Source organism: Pseudomonas sp. CFBP 8771 (assembly GCF_014841695.1).
Taxonomy (GTDB): Bacteria; Pseudomonadota; Gammaproteobacteria; order Pseudomonadales; family Pseudomonadaceae; genus Aquipseudomonas; species Aquipseudomonas baltica.
The window spans coordinates 501,005-520,946 of record NZ_JACYUJ010000001.1 but is presented as its reverse complement, the minus strand read 5'-3'; the positions used below and the strand labels follow the sequence as shown (position 1 = coordinate 520,946).

The window sequence follows — 19,942 nt, the reverse complement described above, 5'->3', positions numbered from 1 at the left end:
CGTCCGGGGCACCGCGTTTATCCTGACCCACCGCATGTGTCGCCGACGCGGCTTGCGCCGCTGCTACAACGGTTGCGGGCGGCCGAGGAGGAAGCCTTGGGCGTTGGCGGCGCCCAGGCGTTTGAGTTGCGCCAACTCGGCTTCGGTTTCCACGCCTTCGGCAACGATCACACTCCCCGTCTCGCGGGCGAACGCGATCAACGCCGACGCCATGGCGCGTCGCTGGAAATCCTGGTCGATGCCACGGGTCAGGCTCATGTCGAGCTTGATGATGTCCGGACGCACCTGCAGGATGTGCCGCATGCTGGCATAGCCGGCGCCGGCATCGTCGATGGCCACGCGCACACCCCGCAGCCGCAGCGGCTGCAGGGCCACTTGCAACGACGCATAGTCCTGCACCACCGCATGCTCGGTGATCTCCAGCACCAGGCGCTCGGCCGGGTAGTTCTTGAACAGACCCAGCAATCGTCCGCTGAGCACCAGCTCGGGTGAGCAGTTGATGCTCAGGTAGGTGCCCGGCGCCAGCCGCGCCAGACCGGCCAGGGCCACAGCAATGGCCAGGCATTCCAGTTCCTTGCCCAAACCGACTTCGGCGGCCTCCTTGAACCAGACGTCCGGGGTGCGCGCCGGTTGGCCGTTGAAGCGCGACAGGCATTCCCAGCCTGCCACGTGCATGGTGTGCAGGTCGTAGATCGGTTGATAGACCACGCGTGGCTGCTGCGACTGGATCACGTCCAGCACGCGCAGCGCCTTGTCGTCATGATCGCGGACCATTTGCAGGTCGGACTCCAGGCGCTCGGCAATCAGCTCGGCGAACACCTTCATCATCTTCAGGTCGCGTTCGGTCAACCCCGGATCCGGTGCGTGACTGAAGCAGCAGAACGTCCCGTACAGGCGTCCATCACTCAAATGAATGGGCACGCTCATGTGCGCACCGATTGGCAGGCCGGGGGTCTGCGGTATGGCCATCGCAGCCGGCAATTGACCGGTATCGCGGATAAGCCCGGGCAGTTCGCCGCTGACAACGCCGCGACAGTAGCCGGCGCTCATCTCCAGCACATCGCCGGGGCTCAGGGGTATCAACGCCGCCGCGTCGACGTGGGTGAACACGCGGTCGGTCTGGCGGAAATGAGAAACGAACGCTACATCCATGCCCAAGTGCGTGCGCATGGCGCGCAACACGCGATCCACACAGCCTGCCTCGGTGGCAGACAACGGCTTCAGCGCAACCAGGTCCATCAGGTTATTGGCTGTCATGACACACTATCGCCTCCTAATGTGATAGTGCCATCAGTGTAGATGCAGCCCCCCCCCTGCATTCAAGTAAAAAACGACGAGTTGCCCAACGGTAGGTCCGCGTCGAGAGTTGGGGTGTGGCCAATTGCGCCGACCCGGCGCAACTTGCCGTGCCACGGGTGGCGACGCTGCTACACTGGGGCTTCCAACAGTCCACAGGACACAGCACCCGATGCTCGCAATCTTCAACGTCGCCTTTCCAGTGTTCGGGTTGATTCTGGTAGGTTTCGTCTGCCGTCGGCGCAACGTCCTGGGGCCCAATGCCTCGATCGAGCTCAACCGTTTCGTGATCTACCTCGGCTTGCCGGCCCTGTTATTCGAGGCCATGGCGCGGCTGGGCACACTGCACGGGCTGGACATGGGCTATGTGGTGGCTTTCGGCCTGGGCATGGGCATCGTGTTTCTGTTGACGCTGTGGCTGCGCGTGCGGGCCCGTGCGCACTTTCTCGATGCCACCATCGATGCCCTCGGGGCGGGTTATCCGAACTCCGGGTTTCTCGGCATCCCGCTGTGCCTGCTGACGTTCGGCGACCCCGGTATCGCCCCGGCGGTGATCGGCGCGGTGATGACCGCCTGCCTGCTGTTCGCTGTCGCCATCATCATGATCGAGACCTTCCAGCAAACCGAGAAACGCCTGGGGCGTACCCTGCTCAAAGTCGGCAAATCGCTGCTGCGCAATCCGATCATGGTCGCCCCGGTGCTGGGTTCGCTGGTCGCCTACAGCGGGCTGGTGCTGCCGGTGGGCGTGCGCCAGCTGTTCCAGTTTCTCGGCGCGGCGGCCGGACCCTGTGCGCTGGTGTCGATCGGTCTGTTCCTGGCGGCGGAAAAATCGCACAAGGCCGACGGCAAGACCTTGGCCATGCTGGTGGCGATGAAGCTGCTGGTGCAGCCGGCGCTGACCGCCTGGTTGGCGTTCTGGGTGTTCGACATACCGGCGATGTGGGCCTGGGCGGCACTCCTGGTGAGCGCCCTGCCCATCGGCAACGGGCCGTTCATGCTGGCTGCGCTGTATGGCCGTGAGGCCGACACCATGTCGCGGGCGATCCTGGTCTCGACCCTGTTGTCGCTGGTCACGGTGTCGCTGATCCTGGCCTTGATACCGGCCGGGGTGCAGCGCTAGTCGCGCATGTAGCCGCCGTCGACGTCCATGATCTCGCCGGTGACGAAGCTGGCCGCGCCACTGGCCAGGAAGCACACCGCTGCAGCGATGTCGCGTGGCGAGCCGGCACGGCCGAGCGGCATGTCGGCGAGCACTTTGGCGCGCGCCTCGGGGCTCAGGGCGCGGGTCATGTCGGTGTCGGTCAAGGCCGGGGTAATGGCATTGGCGGTGATATTGAACGGCCCGGCTTCACGGGCCAGGCCCTTGGTCAGGGCGATCACTCCTCCCTTCGCCGCTGCATAGCAGCTGTTGCCCAGCAGGCCGCCACCGCGTTTGCCGGCCACCGAAGCGATATTGATGATGCGTCCGGCGCGCCGGGCCATCATGCCCGGCAACACGGCCTTGGCGCAGAAGAACACGCTGGTGAGGTCGATGGCCATGACCCGGTTCCATTCGGCGGCGCTGACTTCCAGCAGCGGTCCGGTGGAGACGATCCCGGCATTGTTGACCAGGATGTCGACGCCGCCCAGCGCCTGCTCGACGCTGTCGACCATCGCTTGCACCTGGGCTTCGTCGGACACATCCACCGCCACACCGATAGCGTCGATGCCCAGTTCGCACAACTGCCCGGCAGCGGCGCGCGCGGCCGCGCCGTCGAGGTCGGCAATTGCCACCCGGGCACCGCATTGACCCAGCGCCTGGGCGATGGCAAGGCCGATACCGCGCGCGGCACCGGTCACCACCGCCACCTGGCCGGTGATGGCAAGACTGATAGGGGCATTCATTATTGTTGTTCCCTTGGTTGAAGATCAGGCAATACAGAGGCGGCGTCAGGCTGGCAGGTAGGCGCCCTGGGCCAGTTGGTCCTTGAGCGGCGGGATGCCCAGGCGGCGCAGGACGCGATACAGCGATGGTCGACAGATGCCCAGGGCACGCGCCGCCGCCGACATGTTCCAGCGGCAGGCGTTGAGCACATCGAGCACGTCGGCGCGCTCGTCCACCGGTGCGGCAAAAATCACCGGACGACGGATCGGCGTGACGTTGGCAGGCGACACGGCGGGCGCACTGCCCTGGGCGATGAAGTCCACCGGCAGGTCGGCGCGCTGGATGCGGGTACCTTCCATCACGGCACAGGCGTAGCGAATCACCGCACGCATCTGCCGCAGGTTGCCTGGCCAGGGATGATTGAGCAGCAGTGGCCAGACATCCGAGGCGATGAGTTGCCGAGGGTCGCAGCCGGGCAATTCGCTGGCCACCATGCGGCAGACCAGTTCGGCGCGGTCGGTGCGTTCGCGCAGCGGCGGCAATTGCACCACACCGGTGGCGATGCGATAGAACAGGTCTTCGCGAAACGTGCCTTGTTGCACCAGGCCAGTGAGGTTCTGGTGAGTCGCGCAGATCAGGGCGAAGTCGACCTTGACGCTGCGCTCGGCGCCCAAGGGTGTGACTTCGCGTTCGGCGATCACCCGTAGCAGGCGCGTCTGCTGTTCGAACGGCATGTCGCCGATCTCATCGAGGAACAGGGTGCCGCCGTCGGCCTGCTGGACCTTGCCTTTCTTGCCGCAGGGCAACGCGCCGGAGAAGGCGCCGCGCGAGTAGCCGAACAGTTCGCTTTCGATCAGGCTTTGCGGAATGGAGGCGCAATTGAGCGCCACGCACTGCGCCCGATGGCGTTGGCTGTGGGCGTGCAGGGCGCGGGCCAGCACTTCCTTGCCGGTGCCGGTTTCACCCTGGATGAGCACGGCAATGCCACGCTCCATCAGGCGCAGGGCGCGACGAAAGGCCTGGCGAACCTGCGGGTCGCTGTCGTTGGCAATATCGGAATCGCACGCGGCGGGCGAAGAAAGTGCGGGCGAAGAAGTCGAAGCACGTGCGGTGTGTTCGCATACAGAAGACATCGGCGTCACCTTTTATTGTTCTATAGCTTGTGACTATCTCGAGGTCTGGCGCTCGTGACGCAAGCCTCGACGCTGTGGCCATTTCACAATACGGCAGGCGGAGTTATGTTTTCCAATCCATAATCAGGCACCCACTGATACCTTTGCGAGCATCAATGATCGAGCTCAGGCATTTACAATACTTTCGTGCGCTGGCCGAAACCCTGCACTTCGGCCGCGCGGCCGAGCGGCTGCACATCTCCCAACCGCCGTTGTCGCGGCAGATCGCCTTGCTGGAAGACGAGTTGGGGGTAAAGCTGTTCGACCGCTCGCGGCGGCAGGTGGAATTGACCGATGCCGGCCAGCGTTTCTATCTGGACACCGGAACGGTGTTTGCGGCGTTCGAGCAGGCCAAGCGCAATGCGCTGGCGGCGGCTCGCGGGGCGGCCGGGGAATTGTCGGTGGGGTTCATGATGTCGACGGCCTACAGCGTGACGCCCGCGATAACCCGGCGTTACGCAGCGCAGTATCCGCAGGTGAATCTGAAGCTCACCGAAACACTGCCCATGGACCTGGCCCAAGACATCAGCAGCGGCCACAAGGATGTGGCGATCATGTACCGCCCACAGGATTGCAGTGGATTGGAAACGGTGACGATCTACCGCGAGGAGATGACGGTGGTGCTACCGCCTGGGCATCGGTTGCTGGAGCAGCCGTTGATCGATCCGCGCGATCTGGCCGCAGAGACTTTCATCATCGTGCCGCGACGCATCGCCCCGGCCCTGCATGACATGATCGTCAACTATTGCCTGCAGCATGGCGTGACGCCCAACGTGGGGCTGGAAATCAACATGCAGCAGACCATCGTCAATCTGGTGGGTGAAGGGCTGGGCATCGCCATCGTTCCGCGTTCGATGCGTAACATGCGCCTGACCACCACCACCTTTCGGCCGCTGGTGGCACCGCCGGTGATCGAAGTGGTCGCGGTATGGAAGGCCGACAACCACAACCCCTGCATCGCCACGTTCGTGGAAAGCGCCATGCGCGCCGGGGAAGAGGCGACGCTGCAGGATCAGTGAACCCCTGAGGTATCGCGGCGCCCCTTTCGCGGCCGATGACCGCTCCTACAGGGGAGCTTGCGATTGTGCAGATCCTTTGTAGGAGCGGTCAGTGGCCGCGAAGGGTTAACGCGGTACGCCTGACACACCGCGGTGTCCTCTTCGCGGGCAGAGCCCGCTCCCACAGTGGGGCCTTGCAGTTACGCAAATTCTTCGTAGGAGCGGTCAGTGGCCGCGAAGGGTTGACGCGGTATGCCTGACACGCCGCAGTGTATTTTTACCTGGCAGTCAGATTTCGAGGATGCCGGAGGCCATGTAGCCGCCGTCCACCGGGATCACGTGTCCGCTGATGTAGGAGGCATCGTCGGATGCCAGGAAGGCCACCGCGCCGGCCATTTCCGCCGGGGTGCCGTAGCGGCGCATGGGCACGGCGCGGGCGTAGGAGTCGCGGGTGGCGCTGGAATGCAGGCGTTGGGTCAGCGGCGTGTCCACCGGCCCCGGCGCGATGCCGTTGACGGTAATCCCGTACTCGGCCAGCTCGATCGCCATTTGCCGGGTGAGGCCAATGACCGCTGCCTTCGACGTGCCGTACGCGGTGCGCCCCGCGCTCGCGCGCATGCCGCTGATGGAAGCGACGTTGATGATCCGCCCCCAGCCCTGCGCCTTCATCAAGCGTGCCGCGTGCTGACCGCACAACAGTGCGCCGGTCACATTGATGTTGAGTACCCGCTGCCAATCGGCCAGGTCGCAATCCAGGAAGGCTTGCGTCCTGGCGATGCCGGCGTTGTTCACCAGCACGTCGCAGCGCGGCAGGCTCGCGAACACCTCGGCGATCGACTCGGCATCACCGATGTCGATCATCGCCGCCTCGGCATCGATCCCCTGCGCGCGCAGGCCGGCGACCATTTCCTCGGCGGCGCCGCGGTTGATGTCGGCGACCACCACGCGGTGGCCGTCCTCGCCCAGGCGCTGGGCGATTGCCGCGCCAATGCCCATGGCCGCGCCGGTGATGAAAGCTACCCGACCTGCGCCAATGCTCTTCACGCCGGTGGTGCTTGAAAGCTGTCTGACTGCTTGGCTCATGACCAGGACTCTCTTAAAGGAAACCGATGGAAATCCACGGGAAACAGGCAACGATGACCAAGGCCACCACCAGTGCCGCCAAGTACCCCCAGACACGCCGGATGACGTGGTCGGACGACGTCTTGCTGATGGCACAGGCAGCGTAGAAACCCACCCCCAACGGCGGCGCGAACAGACCGATGCCCATGGCCAGGATCACCACCATGGCGTAGTGCACCGGGTGGATGCCGAGCATTTCGGCCAACGGGAACATCAAGGGGCCGAACAGCACGATGGCCGGAATGCCTTCGAGCACGCTGCCCAGGATCAGGAAAGTGACGATGGTGACGAACATGAAGCCGATCGCCCCGCCCGGTATCTCGCTGATCAGGTCGACCAGGTTGGCCGAGAACCCCGACTGGGTCAGGGCCCAGGCCATCGCCGAAGCCATGCCGATGATCAACAGGATTGCCCCGGACAGTGCCGCAGCCTCGATCATCATCGGGTAGACCTTGCGGAACTCGATGTGGCGCATGAACAGGTGCATCACCAGCCCCACCAGCACCACGTAGGCCACACCGATGGTCGACACCTCGGTGGCGGTCGCCGCCCCTTCGAGCACGGCCACGCGGATCAGCAGCGGCAACGCCAGGGCCGGCAAGGCGATCATGAACGTCTTGGCGACCACCGACATCGGTGCGCGCTTGACGGTGGGCATGGCTTCCTTGCGCGAACGCCACCAGCAGACGATGGCGATGACCACGGTGGCCACCACCGCCGGCATCAGCCCGCCGATGAACAACGCGGTGATCGAGACACTGCACACCGCACCGATGGTGATCAGCACCAGGCTGGGCGGAATGGTCTCGGTCATGGCGCCGGTGGCGGCCAGCAAGGCGGCCAGTTCTTCCGGCTCGGAGCCGCGCTTCTTCATTTCCGGGAACAGCGCCGGCGCCACCGCGGCCATGTCGGCCACCTTGGAGCCGGAGATTCCCGACACCAGGAACATCGCGCCGAGCAGCACGTATTGCAGGCCACCGCGCACATGGCCCAGCAGCGAGGCCATGAAATCGATCAGGGTGCGGGCCATGCCCGACAGCTGCAACACCACCCCCAGCAGAACGAACAGCGGCACGGCGAGCAGGACCATGTGCGACATGCCCTCGTCCATGCGCCCGACCACGATGGACAAAGGTGCATGGGTGGCCAGCGCCAGATAGGCCATGGTCGCGGTGCCAAAGGCGAACGCGATCGGGATGCCACCGAACACGCAGGCACCCAGCAGCACCAGGAAGAACACCACCAGGTTGTAGTTGCCGATCTCCGCCAGCAGCGGCTGGGACAGCCACAGCGTGCCGCCGACTACCGCGACCACGGCGACGCCGGCCACGAACTGGCGCAGCGTGGAGTAGCGCGCCATGCGTGACACCGCTGCCAGCAGCATGAGCATGGCGCCAACCGGCAAGGCTGCCGCGCGCACCCCGTCGGGGATGCCCAGCGCCGGGGTGGTGATCGCCATCTGCTCGTGGGAGTGGACCATCGCCGGGGTGATGATCATGGCCACGAACAGCACCACGATCAGCGCCGACAGGGTTTCGCTGAAACCACGCCAGGCCGGTGGCAGCTTGTTCACCAGCGCCGACATGCGCATGTGCTCGCCCCGATCCAGGGCCAGCACGGCGCCGAACATCGCCAGCCAGATGAACAGCGACGAGGCCAGCTCATCGGTCCACACCAGCGGGTTGTGAAACACGTAGCGCGAGACCACGCCGGCCAGCAGTACACAGGTCTCGACCAGCATCAAGGCTACGGCAAGCACCTCGACCACGCGCATGGCGCCGCGGTTGAGGCAGATGAGCGCCCGGGCCGGCAGGGGCATGGCAGCGTTTTCGACCGGCATCGCCTCGGCGCTCATCATGCCAGCTTCCCGGAGTATTTTTCGAGGATGGCCCAGGCCGCTTCACCGAACTTCTCGTGCCAGTCGGCGTAGTAGTTGGCGCTGCGCAGCTTCTCGCGGAACGCCTGCGGCTCGGTGTCGGCCAGCTCCAGGCCCTTTTCCTTGAGGGTGTCGCGGATGCTGCCCTGCAAGGCCGCCAGGTCGGCGCGCTGGCTCATGACCGCGGCATCGACGTGCTTGCGCACCACGGCCTGCATGTCCGCCGGCAGGCGGGCGAACGACTTGCTGTTGCCGAGCATCCAGAAGCCGTCCCACACGTGGTTGGTCAGCGAGCAATACTTCTGCACTTCATAGAGCTTGGCCGACGACACCAGGGTCAGCGGGTTTTCCTGACCCTCGACGATGCGGGTCTGCAGGGCCGAATACACTTCGGCGAAGTTGATGCTGGTGGGCGCCGCATCGAACGCCTTGAAGATCGACATGATGATCGGGCTGGGCGGCACGCGCAGCTTCATGCCGACCAGGTCTTCGGGCTTGAGCACCGGACGGGTGCTGGTGGTGGTGACGCGGAAGCCGTTGTCCCAGATCTTGTCGAAGGCGAACAGGGTCTCGGTCTTGGCGATCTCGCCGCGGACATGGGCGCCGAGCTCGCCGTCCATCGCACTCCAGACCTGATCGTAGTCCTTGAAGGCAAAGCCTACGGCGCTGATCTGTACCGAAGGCACCAGGGTGCCGAGGATCACCGGCGACAGGGCGAACATGTCCACCGCGCCGGAGCGCACCTGGGCCAGGGTGTCGGTGTCGCTGCCCAACTGGCTGCTGGGGAACACCTGGATCTGCACCGCGCCGTCGGTCTCTTCCTTGATCGCCTTGGCCATTTCCCGCGCCCGGACGTTCATCGGGTGAATCATGGGCAGGTTGTTGGCGAACTTGAGCTTGAAGTCCGCCGCCTGGCTTTTCGAGCTGTACAAGCCCAGGCCGGTGGCTGCGACCGCCGCCGATGCGAGGGTGGCGGTCTTGATGAAACTGCGGCGCGAGAAATCACTCATGTAGCTCTCCTGACCTTCTTGTTTTTATTGACCGGTTTGATGACCGGGCTGCCGTGGCTGGCGCTGGGGATGCAGGGTGAGAAAGCAAATCGGGTGCCACCCCTGCCCCGTCGGCGCAAAAAGCGTATCCAAGGGCGCCCGCCGGCAAGCAAGCCCCTGTTTTTCTTGAACAAAACTGTACCGACTCGAATGTATCCGCACGTGTCACGGCTCAAGCGCCGTCCAGCCCGATGTAACAGGTGTCTCCCGCAGGTGTCGCCTGCCGCGAGCGAAGCGACACCTGTGGCGACACGACACCTCGCCACGGTAACAGCCAGCCCGCCACGGGCCGGCGTTTCAAGCCCTTGGCACCGCTCTTGCTATCGAGCTTGGCAAACAACATCAATCCAGATTTCATTCGAGGAAAGACCTCATGGGTTCGCCAGTCATCAGCGGTTGGTACCACTCCCCCTTCGGCAAATTCGACCAGCTCGACCCCGAGCAGATGATGGCCGATGCGGCCGTGGCTGCGCTCGAGCATGCCGGGCTGGACGCCGAACAGATCGATTCGGTCCACGTCGGCCATTTCAACGCCGGCTTTCTCTATCAGGATTTCCCCTCCGCCCTGCTCGCCAACCACATCCCGGCCCTGCGCTTCACCCCTTCGGTGCGCGTGGAGAACGCCTGCTCCACTGGCTCGGCGGCGATCCATTCGGCGTTGCAGGCAGTGCTCTCCGGCCAGGCGCGCCACGCGCTGGTGGTGGGCTTCGAGAAGATGAACACGCTGCCCACCGAGGAAGTCGGCAAGATCCTGCTCAAGTGCTGCTACGCCAAGGAGGAAGCACAGATCGAGGGCGGCTTCGCCGGGGTGTTCGGCACCATCGCCCAGACCTACTTCGACCGCTACGGCGACCAGTCGAACGCGCTGGCGATGATCGCCGCGAAGAACCACGCCAACGGCGCGTTGAACCCCTATGCACACATGCGTCGCGACCTGGGCTATGAATTCTGCCGCGAGCCGTCGGCAAAGAACCCGTTCGTGGCCGGGCCACTCAAGCGCACCGACTGCTCGCTGATCACCGACGGCGCCGCCGCCCTGGTCATCAGTCGCGACGACCATGCGCCCGGCCGTGGCCAGGCGGTGAGTTTCCGCGCGGCAGTGCAGGTCAATGACTACCTGCCGCTGTCGCGCCGCGACCCGACTTTCTTCGAAGGCGCGGCGCGCGCCTGGCAGCAAGCGCTGGGCACCTCTGGCCTGAGCCTGGCCGACCTGTCGCTGGTGGAAACCCACGACTGCTTCACCATTGCCGAACTGCTCGAATACGAAGCCATGGGCCTGGCCGAACGCGGCCAGGGCGCACGGGTGATCGCCGAGGGCATCAGCCGCAAGGACGGCCGGCTGCCGATCAATCCTTCTGGCGGGCTCAAGTCCAAGGGCCACCCGATCGGCGCCACCGGCGTGTCGATGCACGTGATGGCGGCCATGCAGCTCAGCGGCCAGGCCGGCGACATGCAACTGGCCAAGGCCGACCGCGCTGGCGTGTTCAACATGGGCGGCGCCGCGGTGACCAACTACGTGAGCATTCTGGAGCGCGTGCAATGACCGGCATCGACAATGTGATGAACCTGGGCGAACTGCTCAACCAGATTGCCCGCCGCTACCCGGATGCACCGGGGTTCATCCGCGGTGACCAGGTGCACACCTGGCGCAGCATCTCGCAGCGGGTCGACAGCGTCGCCGCCGCACTGCGCGCGCGCGGGCTGGGCAAGGGCGACAAATTGCTGGTGCATTCGCGCAACAACCTGCCGCTGTTCGAGAGCGCCTGGGTGGCGTTCCGCCTGGGCGCGGTATGGGTACCGACCAACGTGCGCATCACCCCGCCCGAGGCTGCCTATCTGGGCAGTTCCAGCGGCGCGGTGGCCATGTTCTACGACGACGGCCTGGCTCACTACGTGGATGCCGTGCGCGCCGAGTCGCCGGCCCTGGTGCATGTGATCGCCCTTGGCGAACCCCGCGAAGGCGAACTCAGCTACGGGCAGTTGCTGGACGAAGGCGCGCCGCACGCCAGCGCTTTCCGCCCCGCCGACGTCAACTACCATGACCCGCTGTGGTTCTTCTACACCTCGGGCACCACCGGCCACCCCAAGGCCGGAGTGCTCACCCACGGGCAGATGGCCTTCGTCATCAACAACCACATCGCCGACCTGATGCCCAGCCTGACCCAGCATTCGCGCTCCCTGGTGCTGGCGCCGTTGTCCCATGGCGCCGGCATCCATGCGCTGGTCAACGTCGCACGCGGCGCCGCCTGCGTGTTGCCGGCCGGCGATCGACTGGACTGCGACGAAGCCTGGCGCCTGGTACAGGAACACCGGGTCGACAACCTGTTCACCGTGCCGACCATCGTCAAGATGCTCACCGAAGACCCGGCCGTCGACCGCTACGACCACAGCAGCCTGCGCCAGGTGATCTATGCCGGCGCGCCGATGTACCGCGCCGACCAATGTCACGCCCTGCGCAAGCTGGGCAAGGTGCTGGTGCAGTATTACGGGCTGGGCGAAGTTACCGGCAACATCACCGTGCTGCCCGCCGATTGCCACGATGCCGAGGATTCCCCGGCCGCCAAGGTCGGCAGTTGCGGCTATCCGCGCACTGGCATGCAAGTGGCGATTCTCGACGAGTCGGGCCAGGAACTGGCAACCGGCGAGGACGGCGAGATCTGCGTGCGCGGTCCGGCGGTGTTCAGCGGCTACTACAACAACCCCGAGGCCAACGCCAGCTGCTTCAAGCACGGCTGGTTCCACACCGGCGACCTGGGCCACGTCGACGAGCACGGCTACCTGTTCATCACCGGCCGGGCCTCGGACATGTACATTTCCGGCGGTTCCAACGTTTACCCGCGCGAGGTCGAGGAAGCCCTGCTGACCCATCCTGCTGTCAACGAAGTGGCCGTGCTGGGCATGCCGGACGCGAAATGGGGCGAATGCGGCTGCGCGGTGATCGTCACCACCGGCCCGGTCAGTGACGAGCAGTTGCTGGCCCATCTGGAACCGCGCCTGGCTCGCTACAAATGGCCCAAGCACTTCGTGCGTTGGGACGACATGCCCAAGTCCGGCTACGGCAAGATCGTCAAGAAGCAGATCCGCGCACTGCTGCAGGAACGCGAGGAGGTGGCCTGATGAACCCCCATTTCGAACAGCGCGATGGCGTACGGGTGTTCGTCCACGGCGGGCCGGCGCAGCAGCCGCGGCGCCTGGACCGCAGCGTGGCCCAGGGTGAAGAGTTGCGCATCGTGTTGCCCCTGGCGTGCAACGTCGCCGAAGGCTTGCTGGCCGCCCTGCGCGGGCGCCGCTACGGCAGCGCGGTGGGGCGCATTCTCTGTGGCGGCGCGGCGCACCTGAGCTATCACCGCATGGTGGTCACCGACAAGGCCGAGCGCCCCTACGACTACGGTGCGCCGGTGGTACTGGACGGCTACATCACGTTCATCAGCGGTGCCATCACCGTCGGCCGCGATGCGCAGAACATGCCGTTGCTGCATTGCCACGCCGGGTTCCTGGACCGCGACGGGCAGCAGCACGGTGGCCATCTGGTGCTCGACAAACTGGTGGTCGGCAGCGAAAACCTGGTGATCCGCCTGTGCCTGTTCGATCAGGTCGCCTATCAGGCACAGCCCGATGCCGAAACCCACTTCAATCTCTTGCACCCGATCGACCAGGAGGCCTCATGAACGCCAGCGCCGTACTCGAACCCGACCTGTCCGCTTCCAGCATCCAGACCGGCCGCCTGGGCCGACTCGTGGTCGCCCGGCTCAAACCCAACGAAGACATCGTTGAAAGCGCCGAGGCGCTGTGCGCCAGCCACGGGATCGCACTGGCCGTGATTCGTGGCGGGCTCGGCAGCCTGATCGATGCACAGCTGGGCTATCTGGGCCGACACGGCATGAAGACCCTGAACGTGCCGGGACCGGGGGTGGAGATTCTGAGCATCAGTGGTGAGATCGTCATCGGCGAGAGTCGCCTGCAGGCGGTGGTTGCGGACGCCGACGGCAACATCTTCGCCGGACGACTGGAGCGCGGCCGCAACCTGTCGTTCATCACCGTCGAGTTGACCCTGCAGGAGTGGCTGCCGGACTGACGCCCCCCCCGTGGCCCTCACGTAGGAGCGGTCATCGGCCGCGAAAAAGCTATCGCGGTGGATCAGGCCGACCGCGTCAACCTTTCGCGGCCACGGACCGCTCCTACAAGGTCCTGCGCGGTTTTCGGTTCCCCGTAGGAGCGGTCATCGGCCGCGAAAAAGCTATCGCGGTGGATCAGGCCGACCGCGTCAACCTTTCGCGGCCACGGACCGCTCCTACAGGGTCGTGCACAATCTCGTATTGCCCGCTCTATCATTCCTGCCAGTGGCGACATTTGGATGTCTGGCCGACACCCGGGTTGAACGCGTTGCAAGGGTCCAGCTGCTGGTAGAACGCCTTGAGCGCCGGCTTGGCCGGGTACAGATGGCCGACGTTGTGCTCTGCGGGGTACTCGGCGCCGCGCTCGTCGAGCAGTGCCCACATGCGATGCTCCACCGCCAGGCAATCACTGCCCTTGCGCAGGATGTAGTCCTGGTGGAACACGTGGCAGAAGAAATGCCCGTAGTACAGCTTGACGATCATCTGCTGCTCGATGTCGTCGGGCAGCGTCTCGAACCACTGTCGATCGTTGCGCGCCAGGGCGATGTCCAGGGCCACGATGTCCTCCACCTCGCGGTCATGCACCGCGCGGTAGCGAACCGCCGCACCGGCAGCGGCAAACCGATGCAGGAAGGCCTTGCTGCCCTCCTCTGCGGTACAGCGGAAGAAGTCTCCCTCGCGCCCGGCGAACAATCCTTCGAGCAGCTTCTGGGTCGGTGCCACCGAGCCGGCTGACACCTTGAGCATCAGGTAATGCTCGTAACGCTGCCGGAAATCGCGGATGCGCGGTGGCAGGTGATCGGGGAAGCAGCGCGCGGCGACCTGCAGGACCCGGTCGGCGAGGTTGGCGCGCAGCCAGGGAAAACGCTTGAGAAAGGTGTCGGCGCGGCTCTTGAGGGCAAACATCCTGGGCAGGCGCTGCGTGCCCAGGTGATGGATCATCAGGAAGGTGTCCTTGCCGTACTCGGCAGCCACGTCGTAGGCGTCGCGATGCATGTACTCGCCGGCAATCGGCAGTTCGTCGAACTGCTCGAGCATGTGCCGGCGAATCTGCGTGAGGTCGGCGGTGTCGTTGCTGCCGATGTAGAACACGGCGGTGTCGCGCTCGGCGGCGAAGGTGTCCAGGCGCACGGCGAACACCGCCAGCTTGCCGGCACTGCCGCTGGCCTCGTGCAGGCGCTGGTGGTCGGCGTTGAAGCGCGCCGGGGTGGGCGCGTCGACCTCGCGCACATAGGCGGCATAGCCATGGTCGGAACCGAGCCCGGCATCGGCCTTGATGTCGGTTGCAGTGTAGCGCTGGGCGTCGAGGTTGCCCAGAATCTGCTCGGGCGTGTCGCCCAATTCGACGCCCAGGTGGTTGACCAGCTGCAAGGTGCCGTCCGCGCCGAGCTGGGCATACACGGCCATCTGCGTATAGGCCGGCCCGCGGCGCACCAGCGAGCCGCCGGAATTATTGCAGACACCGCCGAACACCGACGCCCCGATGCACGAAGAACCGATCACCGAGTGGGGCTCGCGGCCCAGCGGCTTGAGGACTTTTTCCAGCTGATCGAGGGTGGAACCGGGAAAGCAGATGACCTGCCGACCCTCCTCGATCACATGCACCGTGCGCATGCGCAAGGTACTGATGATGACCACTTCGCGGTCGTAGCCGCCGTCGGGCGTGGAACCTCCGGTCAGACCGGTGTTGGCCGCCTGCATGATGACGATGACGTCCGCCGCCACGCAGGCCTTGACCACCTGCCACTGCTCCAGCAGCGAGGCGGGGCGGACCACGGCCAGTGCGTTGCCGCTGCCGAAGCGGAAGCCCTGGCGGAAGCGTTCGGTCTCGGCCGACTCGGTCAGCACGTGGGTGGCGCCGACGATGCCGCGCAGGGCGCTGATCAACTCGCTCATTGCGGCACCACCGCGACCGCATCGACTTCGATGAGCATACCGTCCAGGGCCAGGCGCGGCACCGGGATCAACGTGCAGGCAGGGGTCATTCCGTCGCCCCACGCCTCGCGCAGGGTGTCGCTCCAGATGGCCAGGCGCTCGTGGTCGTGATCGACCACCAGCACGGTCAGCTTGGCGACATGGCAATAATCGGCACCGACCGAGGCCAGCGCGGTGCGCAGGTTGGCCAGGGCCTGCCCGGCCTGCAGCTGGAAGTCCGGGGAGATGCTGCTGTCCAGGCTTTCACCGCCCTGGCCTGCGATGAACAGCAACTTGCTGCCAGCGGCGACCTCGGCCACATGGGAGTAGCCATAGGGCGCCGGGTCGAAAAGGCCGGGCGGGTTGCTGAGCGTGAACGGGGCGAGGTCGGGCATGGGCAGGCTCCTGTTGGCTGACAGACCTTACCCTAGCACGGCTGGCCGGGCACATCGCGGCTTCTTCAGGCGTCTTTCGGCCATCCTCCGCCAAGGGCCCGATACAGACGCACACGGTCGATCGCCGCCGCGGTGTCGCTGTCGACCAGCTGGGTTTGCGTGGCCAGCAGCGCACGCTGTACACCCAGCACATTGATGAAGTCGGTGGCGCCCTGGTTGTAGCGGTCGCGGGCAGTGCCCAGGGCCACGGTGTTCTGCCGCACTGCCTCGCCCAACGCCGCGTGGTGCTGCTGTTCGGCGGCATAGTCGCTCATGGCATCGTCGACCTCGTGCCAGGCCGCCAGCACCACCCGTTGGTAGTCCAGCGCCGCTTGCTGCTGCTGGTGCTCGCGCAGCTCGAGGGTGCCGGTCAGTCGCCCGCCCTGGAAGATCGGCAGGTAAAGGCTGGGGCCGAACGACCAGCTGCGCGAATCCCAGCCGCCCAGGTCCGAGCCGGCCAGCGCCTGAAAACCGAAGCTGGCGCCCAGGCTGACCCGCGGATAGAAATCCGCCTTGGCCACGCCGATGGCTGCCGTGGCGCGATGCAGGGCGGCTTCGCTGCGCTGGATGTCGGGCCGGCGCCGCGCCAGCTCCGAGGGCACCCCCATGGGCACGTCCGGGGCGGGGTTGGGAATGACCTGCGGGGTGCGCAGTTCGTCGGCCAGGGCCCGGGGCGGCTCCGCCAGCAAGTAGCTCAGGGCGTTGATCAAGCGGTCCTGTTGCGCCTGCAGCATCGGCAGCGACGCTTCGATGGTTGCCACCAGTGCGGCGGCGTTGGCGGTGTCCAGGTTGGTGGTGACGCCGTTGTCGTACCGGGTCTGCGTCAGGCGCTGGCTTTGCCGGGCTATATCCAGGTTCTGCCGCGCCACCGCCAGGCGTGCCTGCACGCCACGCAGGCGGATGTAGTCGGTGGCGGTGCGCGCCGCGATACTCAAGCCGACCGCATCGCGCTCGGCCTGGCTGAACCGGACGTCGGCCTCGGCCATCTCCACGCTGCGCTGGACATGGCCCCACAGGTCCACTTCCCAGCTGGCGTCGAGCGCCCCGCTCCACAGTTCGAAAGGCGCCCGGCCGTTCTGGCCGGACGGATCGTTCAACCCCTCGCCACTGTTGCGCTCGCGCTGGTAGCCACCACGCGCGCTGAGCCCGGGCAATTGCTGGCTGCCGCTGACCTGGCGCAGGGCCTGGCTTTGCTGCACGCGGTTGCTCGCCGAGCGGATGTCCAGGTTGGCTTTGGCCGCACGGGTGACCAGCGCGGTCAGTTGCGGGTCGCCCAGCTGCTGCCACCAGGCGGCGTCAAGCGCCGCGTCGGCGCGCGTCCCGGCGCTGTCCTGCCACTGGGTTGGCAACGCTGCCCGAGGACGCTGGAAGTCCGGGCCGACGCTGCAGGCGCCCAGGCTGCTCAAGGCTAGAACCAGCAATGCACGTTTCATTTCAGGGCTCCTGGGTGGTATCGACCGACGCGACCACCGACAGGCCCACCCGCAGACGGTCAAGGTGCGGTTGGTCGGCCTCGAACACCACCTTCACCGGGATGCGCTGCACCACCTTGGTGAAGTTGCCTGTAGCGTTGTCCGGGCTGATCGGCGCGAACGACAGGCCGGTGGCCGGTGCCACGCTGTCGATATGGCCGCGGAAAACCTGGTCGGGAATGCTGTCGACACGAATGTCCACACGCTGCCTGGCGTGCATGTGTGCCAACTGGGTTTCGCGGAAATTGGCGACCACGAACGCCTGGTGCAGCGGCACCAGGGCCAGCAGGGGTCGACCGGGCGCGACGTAGGCGCCCACACGCACCGAACGCTGGCCGATCATGCCATCGGCGGGTGCCAGGATCTGCGTGTACGACAGGTTCAGCTCGGCCTGCTGCAACGCGGAGCGGTCCTTGTCCACTGCTGCCTCGGCCACTTCCAGTTCGGCCTTGAGCACGTCCAGAGTCCGCTGGGCCGCGACCCGCGAGGCCGCATCGCGGTCACGCGAGGCTTCCCAGCCCTGCAGTTCGGCCTCAGCCTTCTGCCGCTCTTCCTGGGTGCCGGCGCCGGCCTGGGACAGGTTGCGGTAGCGCTGGGCGTTGGCCTGGGCAAACTTCAGCGAAGCGGCAGTGGCACGGGTCGCGGCGCTGGCCTGGTCGATCACGGCCGCCTGACGCTCGATGCTGGCGCGCAGATTCTTCACCTGTGCCTGTGCGGCACCGACATTGGCCTGGGCGGCCGCGACCGATGCCGCGTAGTCGCGCTCGTCCAGACGCGCGAGCAACTGCCCGGCCTGGACCGATTGGTTGTCCTGCACCAGCACCTCGGTGACCACCCCGGCTACCCGTGGCGCCACCAGCACCGAGTCGGCGCGGATGTAGGCATCGTCGGTGCGCTGCACACCATCGCTGTGCAGCACGTGATAAAGGCCATAGGCCGCGCAGACGAGGATGGCGGCGCCGATGAGGGATACAGCGGTTCGGTTGTTCATAACGGATTTCATGACGGTACCGGGGGTTGCGGTGGATAGGCGCGTTTGGGCAGGGTTACCAACACCACCAGAAGCACGGCGATGAAGGCCAGCAGCGCGAGGAACGCGTCGCTGTAGCTGAGCACGAACGCTTGCGCGCGCACGCGACCGGCCATCTCGGCGGCCGGTTCGCCGTAGAGCGGCATCAGACTCTGGTAGCTGTTGCCGAGCTGGTCGAGCAAGGTGTTGGAGTGCAGGTGCTCGCGGGCGGTGACGAAATTCTCCAGCACCACGCCGGCCACCACCGAAGACAGCCCGCGCAGGGTGTTGACCATGGACGAGGCGAACGGGCCCTCCAGCGGATGAATCACGCCGGTGGCGATCATCAGCAACGGCACCACCACCATCGGTTGGCCAAACGTGTGCAAAGCCTGCAACAGATAGAAGTCGTCGCGGATCCACTCGCCGGTGATCTGCGAGCCGCCGAGCAGGGCCAGGGTCAGCAGGCCGAAACCGGCCGCCATCACATAGCGCGAATCCACCCAGTTGCGGTTGATGACGAACGCCACCAGTGGCGCGACGAGCAGCTGCGGCAAGGCGATGCACAGCGCGGTGGGCATGGTCTGCAGCGGCCGATAGCCCTGGATGTGGGTCAGGTAGCCTGCCGGAATCGCGCTGCCGGCCATGCCGACGAACAGGAACAGGCACAGCGTGGTGATGCCAAAGGCGAAGTTGCGCCGGCCCAGCAACTGCAGCTTGAACAGTGGCAGCGGGTGGAACCACTCGTTGAGCAGGAACAGCGGCAGGCAGACGCCGGCGCCGATCAGCAGCAAGGCAATCAACGGCGAGTCGAGCCAGTCGAGCCGCTCGCCCTGGGTCAGGCCGATGATCAGCATGCTGATGCCCGCGGTCCCGAGCAAGGCACCGCGCCAGTCGGCCTGCTTGAAGCGCTCCAGGCGCAAGGGATCCTGGGGCAGGCCGTAGGCAATGCAGGCGGCGCCGATGAGGCACGCTGGAATGATCTGCCAGAACACCATGCGCCAGTCGCCGCCCTCGGTCCACAGCGCGGCGAGCGGCATCGCCAGGTTCGGCCCGAAGGTGGCGGTAAGCGCATAGGCGGACAGCCCGTACAACTTGATGTGCCACGGCAGGAAACGCAGCGCGGCGGTCATCAGCAGCGGTGGCAGCGCCCCGCCGGCGAGGCCCTGAAGCACGCGCAACAGCAGCAGGCTTTCCAGATTGGGCGCGAACGGGCACAGTGCGCCGAAACCGGCGAAGGCCACGGTGACCACGATGGCGAAGCGGCGCAGCGAAAACGTTACCGCCAGCCAGGGCGCCAGCAGCATCGCCGAGACCTCGGCGGCAGCATAGGCAGAACTGACCCAACTGCCTTCATCGTGGCCGAAACCGTAGATGCCCAGCAGGTCGGCCAGGGTAATGTCGGTGACACGGTCATTGATGCCGGACGTCAGCGCGGCGATCAATACGCCGATCAGGCCGAGTGCCAGGCGCCCGCCGAAAGGGGTCGGGGCTGGGGGTGAAGGTGGGGACACAAAGAAATCCTGCTGGCGGCAACCAACGACAGACTGACTGTTGGCTCGGTAACCTGTTGGCTGGGTCACTATTTCGGTACACTGTACCGAACAGCGATACAAAAGGC

17 protein-coding genes are annotated in these 19,942 nt (G+C 65.8%); 6 read left to right on the top strand and 11 right to left on the bottom strand.

Annotated features, from left to right (window positions below):
• Positions 1 to 63: 63 nt before the first annotated feature.
• On the bottom strand, positions 64 to 1,257 hold the full coding sequence (locus IFT80_RS02335) for a sensor domain-containing phosphodiesterase (protein ID WP_192136645.1): 1,194 nt from the start codon (positions 1,255 to 1,257) through the stop codon (positions 64 to 66).
• 211 nt (positions 1,258 to 1,468) lie between these two features.
• Here IFT80_RS02335 and IFT80_RS02330 point away from each other — a divergent pair, with 211 nt between their 5' ends.
• On the top strand, positions 1,469 to 2,416 hold the full coding sequence (locus IFT80_RS02330; RefSeq protein WP_185793546.1) for an AEC family transporter: 948 nt from the start codon (positions 1,469 to 1,471) through the stop codon (positions 2,414 to 2,416).
• Here IFT80_RS02330 and IFT80_RS02325 read toward each other — a convergent pair.
• Both IFT80_RS02325 and IFT80_RS02320 read right to left on the bottom strand, forming a co-directional pair.
• A complete protein-coding gene (locus tag IFT80_RS02325) occupies positions 2,413 to 3,180 on the bottom strand; it encodes an SDR family NAD(P)-dependent oxidoreductase (protein WP_122714211.1) in 768 nt (255 codons plus the stop codon). The genes IFT80_RS02330 and IFT80_RS02325 overlap by 4 nt on opposite strands.
• A 45-nt stretch (positions 3,181 to 3,225) precedes the next feature.
• Positions 3,226 to 4,293 carry a sigma-54-dependent Fis family transcriptional regulator gene (locus IFT80_RS02320; RefSeq protein ID WP_192136644.1) on the bottom strand — a complete coding sequence of 356 codons (1,068 nt, stop codon included), beginning with the start codon at positions 4,291 to 4,293 and terminating at the stop codon, positions 3,226 to 3,228.
• A gap of 155 nt (positions 4,294 to 4,448) precedes the next feature.
• Between IFT80_RS02320 and IFT80_RS02315 the strand changes: the two genes are divergently transcribed.
• Positions 4,449 to 5,351, top strand: coding sequence for a LysR family transcriptional regulator (locus IFT80_RS02315; RefSeq protein WP_122714213.1), 903 nt, complete (start codon positions 4,449 to 4,451; stop codon positions 5,349 to 5,351).
• 267 nt (positions 5,352 to 5,618) lie between these two features.
• On the opposite strand, the gene IFT80_RS02310 is transcribed toward IFT80_RS02315, so the two are convergent.
• The 3 genes from IFT80_RS02310 to IFT80_RS02300 are packed head-to-tail and all read right to left on the bottom strand — an operon-like array spanning position 5,619 to position 9,338.
• On the bottom strand, positions 5,619 to 6,413 hold the full coding sequence (locus IFT80_RS02310) for an SDR family NAD(P)-dependent oxidoreductase (protein WP_192136643.1): 795 nt from the start codon (positions 6,411 to 6,413) through the stop codon (positions 5,619 to 5,621).
• A 13-nt stretch (positions 6,414 to 6,426) separates the two neighbouring features.
• Positions 6,427 to 8,310, bottom strand: a complete 1,884-nt coding sequence (locus tag IFT80_RS02305) for a TRAP transporter large permease (RefSeq protein WP_197975690.1) — start codon at positions 8,308 to 8,310, stop codon at positions 6,427 to 6,429.
• Positions 8,307 to 9,338 carry a TRAP transporter substrate-binding protein gene (locus tag IFT80_RS02300; RefSeq protein ID WP_122478479.1) on the bottom strand — a complete coding sequence of 344 codons (1,032 nt, stop codon included), beginning with the start codon at positions 9,336 to 9,338 and terminating at the stop codon, positions 8,307 to 8,309. Before IFT80_RS02300 ends, IFT80_RS02305 begins: the two co-directional genes overlap by 4 nt.
• Before the next feature lie 412 nt (positions 9,339 to 9,750).
• Here IFT80_RS02300 and IFT80_RS02295 point away from each other — a divergent pair, with 412 nt between their 5' ends.
• The 4 genes from IFT80_RS02295 to IFT80_RS02280 are packed head-to-tail and all read left to right on the top strand — an operon-like array spanning position 9,751 to position 13,452.
• Positions 9,751 to 10,920, top strand: coding sequence for an acetyl-CoA acetyltransferase (locus IFT80_RS02295; protein WP_192136642.1), 1,170 nt, complete (start codon positions 9,751 to 9,753; stop codon positions 10,918 to 10,920).
• Complete coding sequence (locus tag IFT80_RS02290) at positions 10,917 to 12,494, top strand: acyl-CoA synthetase (protein WP_197975689.1); 1,578 nt, start codon at positions 10,917 to 10,919, stop codon at positions 12,492 to 12,494. Before IFT80_RS02295 ends, IFT80_RS02290 begins: the two co-directional genes overlap by 4 nt.
• A complete protein-coding gene (locus IFT80_RS02285; protein WP_192054417.1) occupies positions 12,494 to 13,045 on the top strand; it encodes a hypothetical protein in 552 nt (183 codons plus the stop codon). The genes IFT80_RS02290 and IFT80_RS02285 overlap by 1 nt, the downstream gene beginning before the upstream one ends.
• A complete protein-coding gene (locus IFT80_RS02280) occupies positions 13,042 to 13,452 on the top strand; it encodes a PPC domain-containing DNA-binding protein (RefSeq protein ID WP_122714218.1) in 411 nt (136 codons plus the stop codon). The genes IFT80_RS02285 and IFT80_RS02280 overlap by 4 nt, the downstream gene beginning before the upstream one ends.
• Positions 13,453 to 13,705: 253 nt before the next feature.
• Here the strand turns inward: IFT80_RS02280 and dld are convergent, their stop codons facing one another.
• The 5 genes from dld to IFT80_RS02255 all read right to left on the bottom strand — a co-directional run bounded on the left by dld (position 13,706) and on the right by IFT80_RS02255 (position 19,835).
• Entirely contained in the window at positions 13,706 to 15,388 is a 1,683-nt protein-coding gene (gene dld / locus IFT80_RS02275; RefSeq protein WP_192136641.1) for a D-lactate dehydrogenase, read from the bottom strand.
• Positions 15,385 to 15,801, bottom strand: coding sequence for a RidA family protein (locus IFT80_RS02270; protein ID WP_192136640.1), 417 nt, complete (start codon positions 15,799 to 15,801; stop codon positions 15,385 to 15,387). The genes dld and IFT80_RS02270 overlap by 4 nt, the downstream gene beginning before the upstream one ends.
• Before the next feature lie 65 nt (positions 15,802 to 15,866).
• Entirely contained in the window at positions 15,867 to 17,273 is a 1,407-nt protein-coding gene (locus IFT80_RS02265; RefSeq protein WP_192136639.1) for an efflux transporter outer membrane subunit, read from the bottom strand.
• Between the two features lies 1 nt (position 17,274).
• Positions 17,275 to 18,303 (bottom strand): HlyD family secretion protein, encoded by a 1,029-nt coding sequence (locus IFT80_RS02260; protein WP_240998795.1) that lies wholly within the window; start codon positions 18,301 to 18,303, stop codon positions 17,275 to 17,277.
• 8 nt (positions 18,304 to 18,311) lie between these two features.
• A complete protein-coding gene (locus IFT80_RS02255) occupies positions 18,312 to 19,835 on the bottom strand; it encodes an MFS transporter (protein WP_342214324.1) in 1,524 nt (507 codons plus the stop codon).
• Between the last annotated feature and the right edge of the window lie 107 nt (positions 19,836 to 19,942).

Excerpts from the sequence above, each read along its gene's own strand:
- IFT80_RS02335 (WP_192136645.1), bottom strand. The coding sequence starts at position 1,257 with ATGACAGCCAATAACCTGATGGACCTGGTTGCGCTGAAGCCGTTGTCT.
- IFT80_RS02300 (WP_122478479.1), bottom strand. The coding sequence starts at position 9,338 with ATGAGTGATTTCTCGCGCCGCAGTTTCATCAAGACCGCCACCCTCGCA.
- IFT80_RS02285 (WP_192054417.1), top strand. The coding sequence starts at position 12,494 with ATGAACCCCCATTTCGAACAGCGCGATGGCGTACGGGTGTTCGTCCAC.
- IFT80_RS02325 (WP_122714211.1), bottom strand. The coding sequence starts at position 3,180 with ATGAATGCCCCTATCAGTCTTGCCATCACCGGCCAGGTGGCGGTGGTG.
- IFT80_RS02295 (WP_192136642.1), top strand. The coding sequence starts at position 9,751 with ATGGGTTCGCCAGTCATCAGCGGTTGGTACCACTCCCCCTTCGGCAAA.
- IFT80_RS02270 (WP_192136640.1), bottom strand. The coding sequence starts at position 15,801 with ATGCCCGACCTCGCCCCGTTCACGCTCAGCAACCCGCCCGGCCTTTTC.
- IFT80_RS02330 (WP_185793546.1), top strand. The coding sequence starts at position 1,469 with ATGCTCGCAATCTTCAACGTCGCCTTTCCAGTGTTCGGGTTGATTCTG.
- IFT80_RS02280 (WP_122714218.1), top strand. The coding sequence starts at position 13,042 with ATGAACGCCAGCGCCGTACTCGAACCCGACCTGTCCGCTTCCAGCATC.
- IFT80_RS02310 (WP_192136643.1), bottom strand. The coding sequence starts at position 6,413 with ATGAGCCAAGCAGTCAGACAGCTTTCAAGCACCACCGGCGTGAAGAGC.
- IFT80_RS02290 (WP_197975689.1), top strand. The coding sequence starts at position 10,917 with ATGACCGGCATCGACAATGTGATGAACCTGGGCGAACTGCTCAACCAG.
- IFT80_RS02320 (WP_192136644.1), bottom strand. The coding sequence starts at position 4,293 with ATGTCTTCTGTATGCGAACACACCGCACGTGCTTCGACTTCTTCGCCC.
- IFT80_RS02305 (WP_197975690.1), bottom strand. The coding sequence starts at position 8,310 with ATGATGAGCGCCGAGGCGATGCCGGTCGAAAACGCTGCCATGCCCCTG.
- dld (WP_192136641.1), bottom strand. The coding sequence starts at position 15,388 with ATGAGCGAGTTGATCAGCGCCCTGCGCGGCATCGTCGGCGCCACCCAC.
- IFT80_RS02260 (WP_240998795.1), bottom strand. The coding sequence starts at position 18,303 with ATGAACAACCGAACCGCTGTATCCCTCATCGGCGCCGCCATCCTCGTC.
- IFT80_RS02265 (WP_192136639.1), bottom strand. The coding sequence starts at position 17,273 with ATGAAACGTGCATTGCTGGTTCTAGCCTTGAGCAGCCTGGGCGCCTGC.
- IFT80_RS02315 (WP_122714213.1), top strand. The coding sequence starts at position 4,449 with ATGATCGAGCTCAGGCATTTACAATACTTTCGTGCGCTGGCCGAAACC.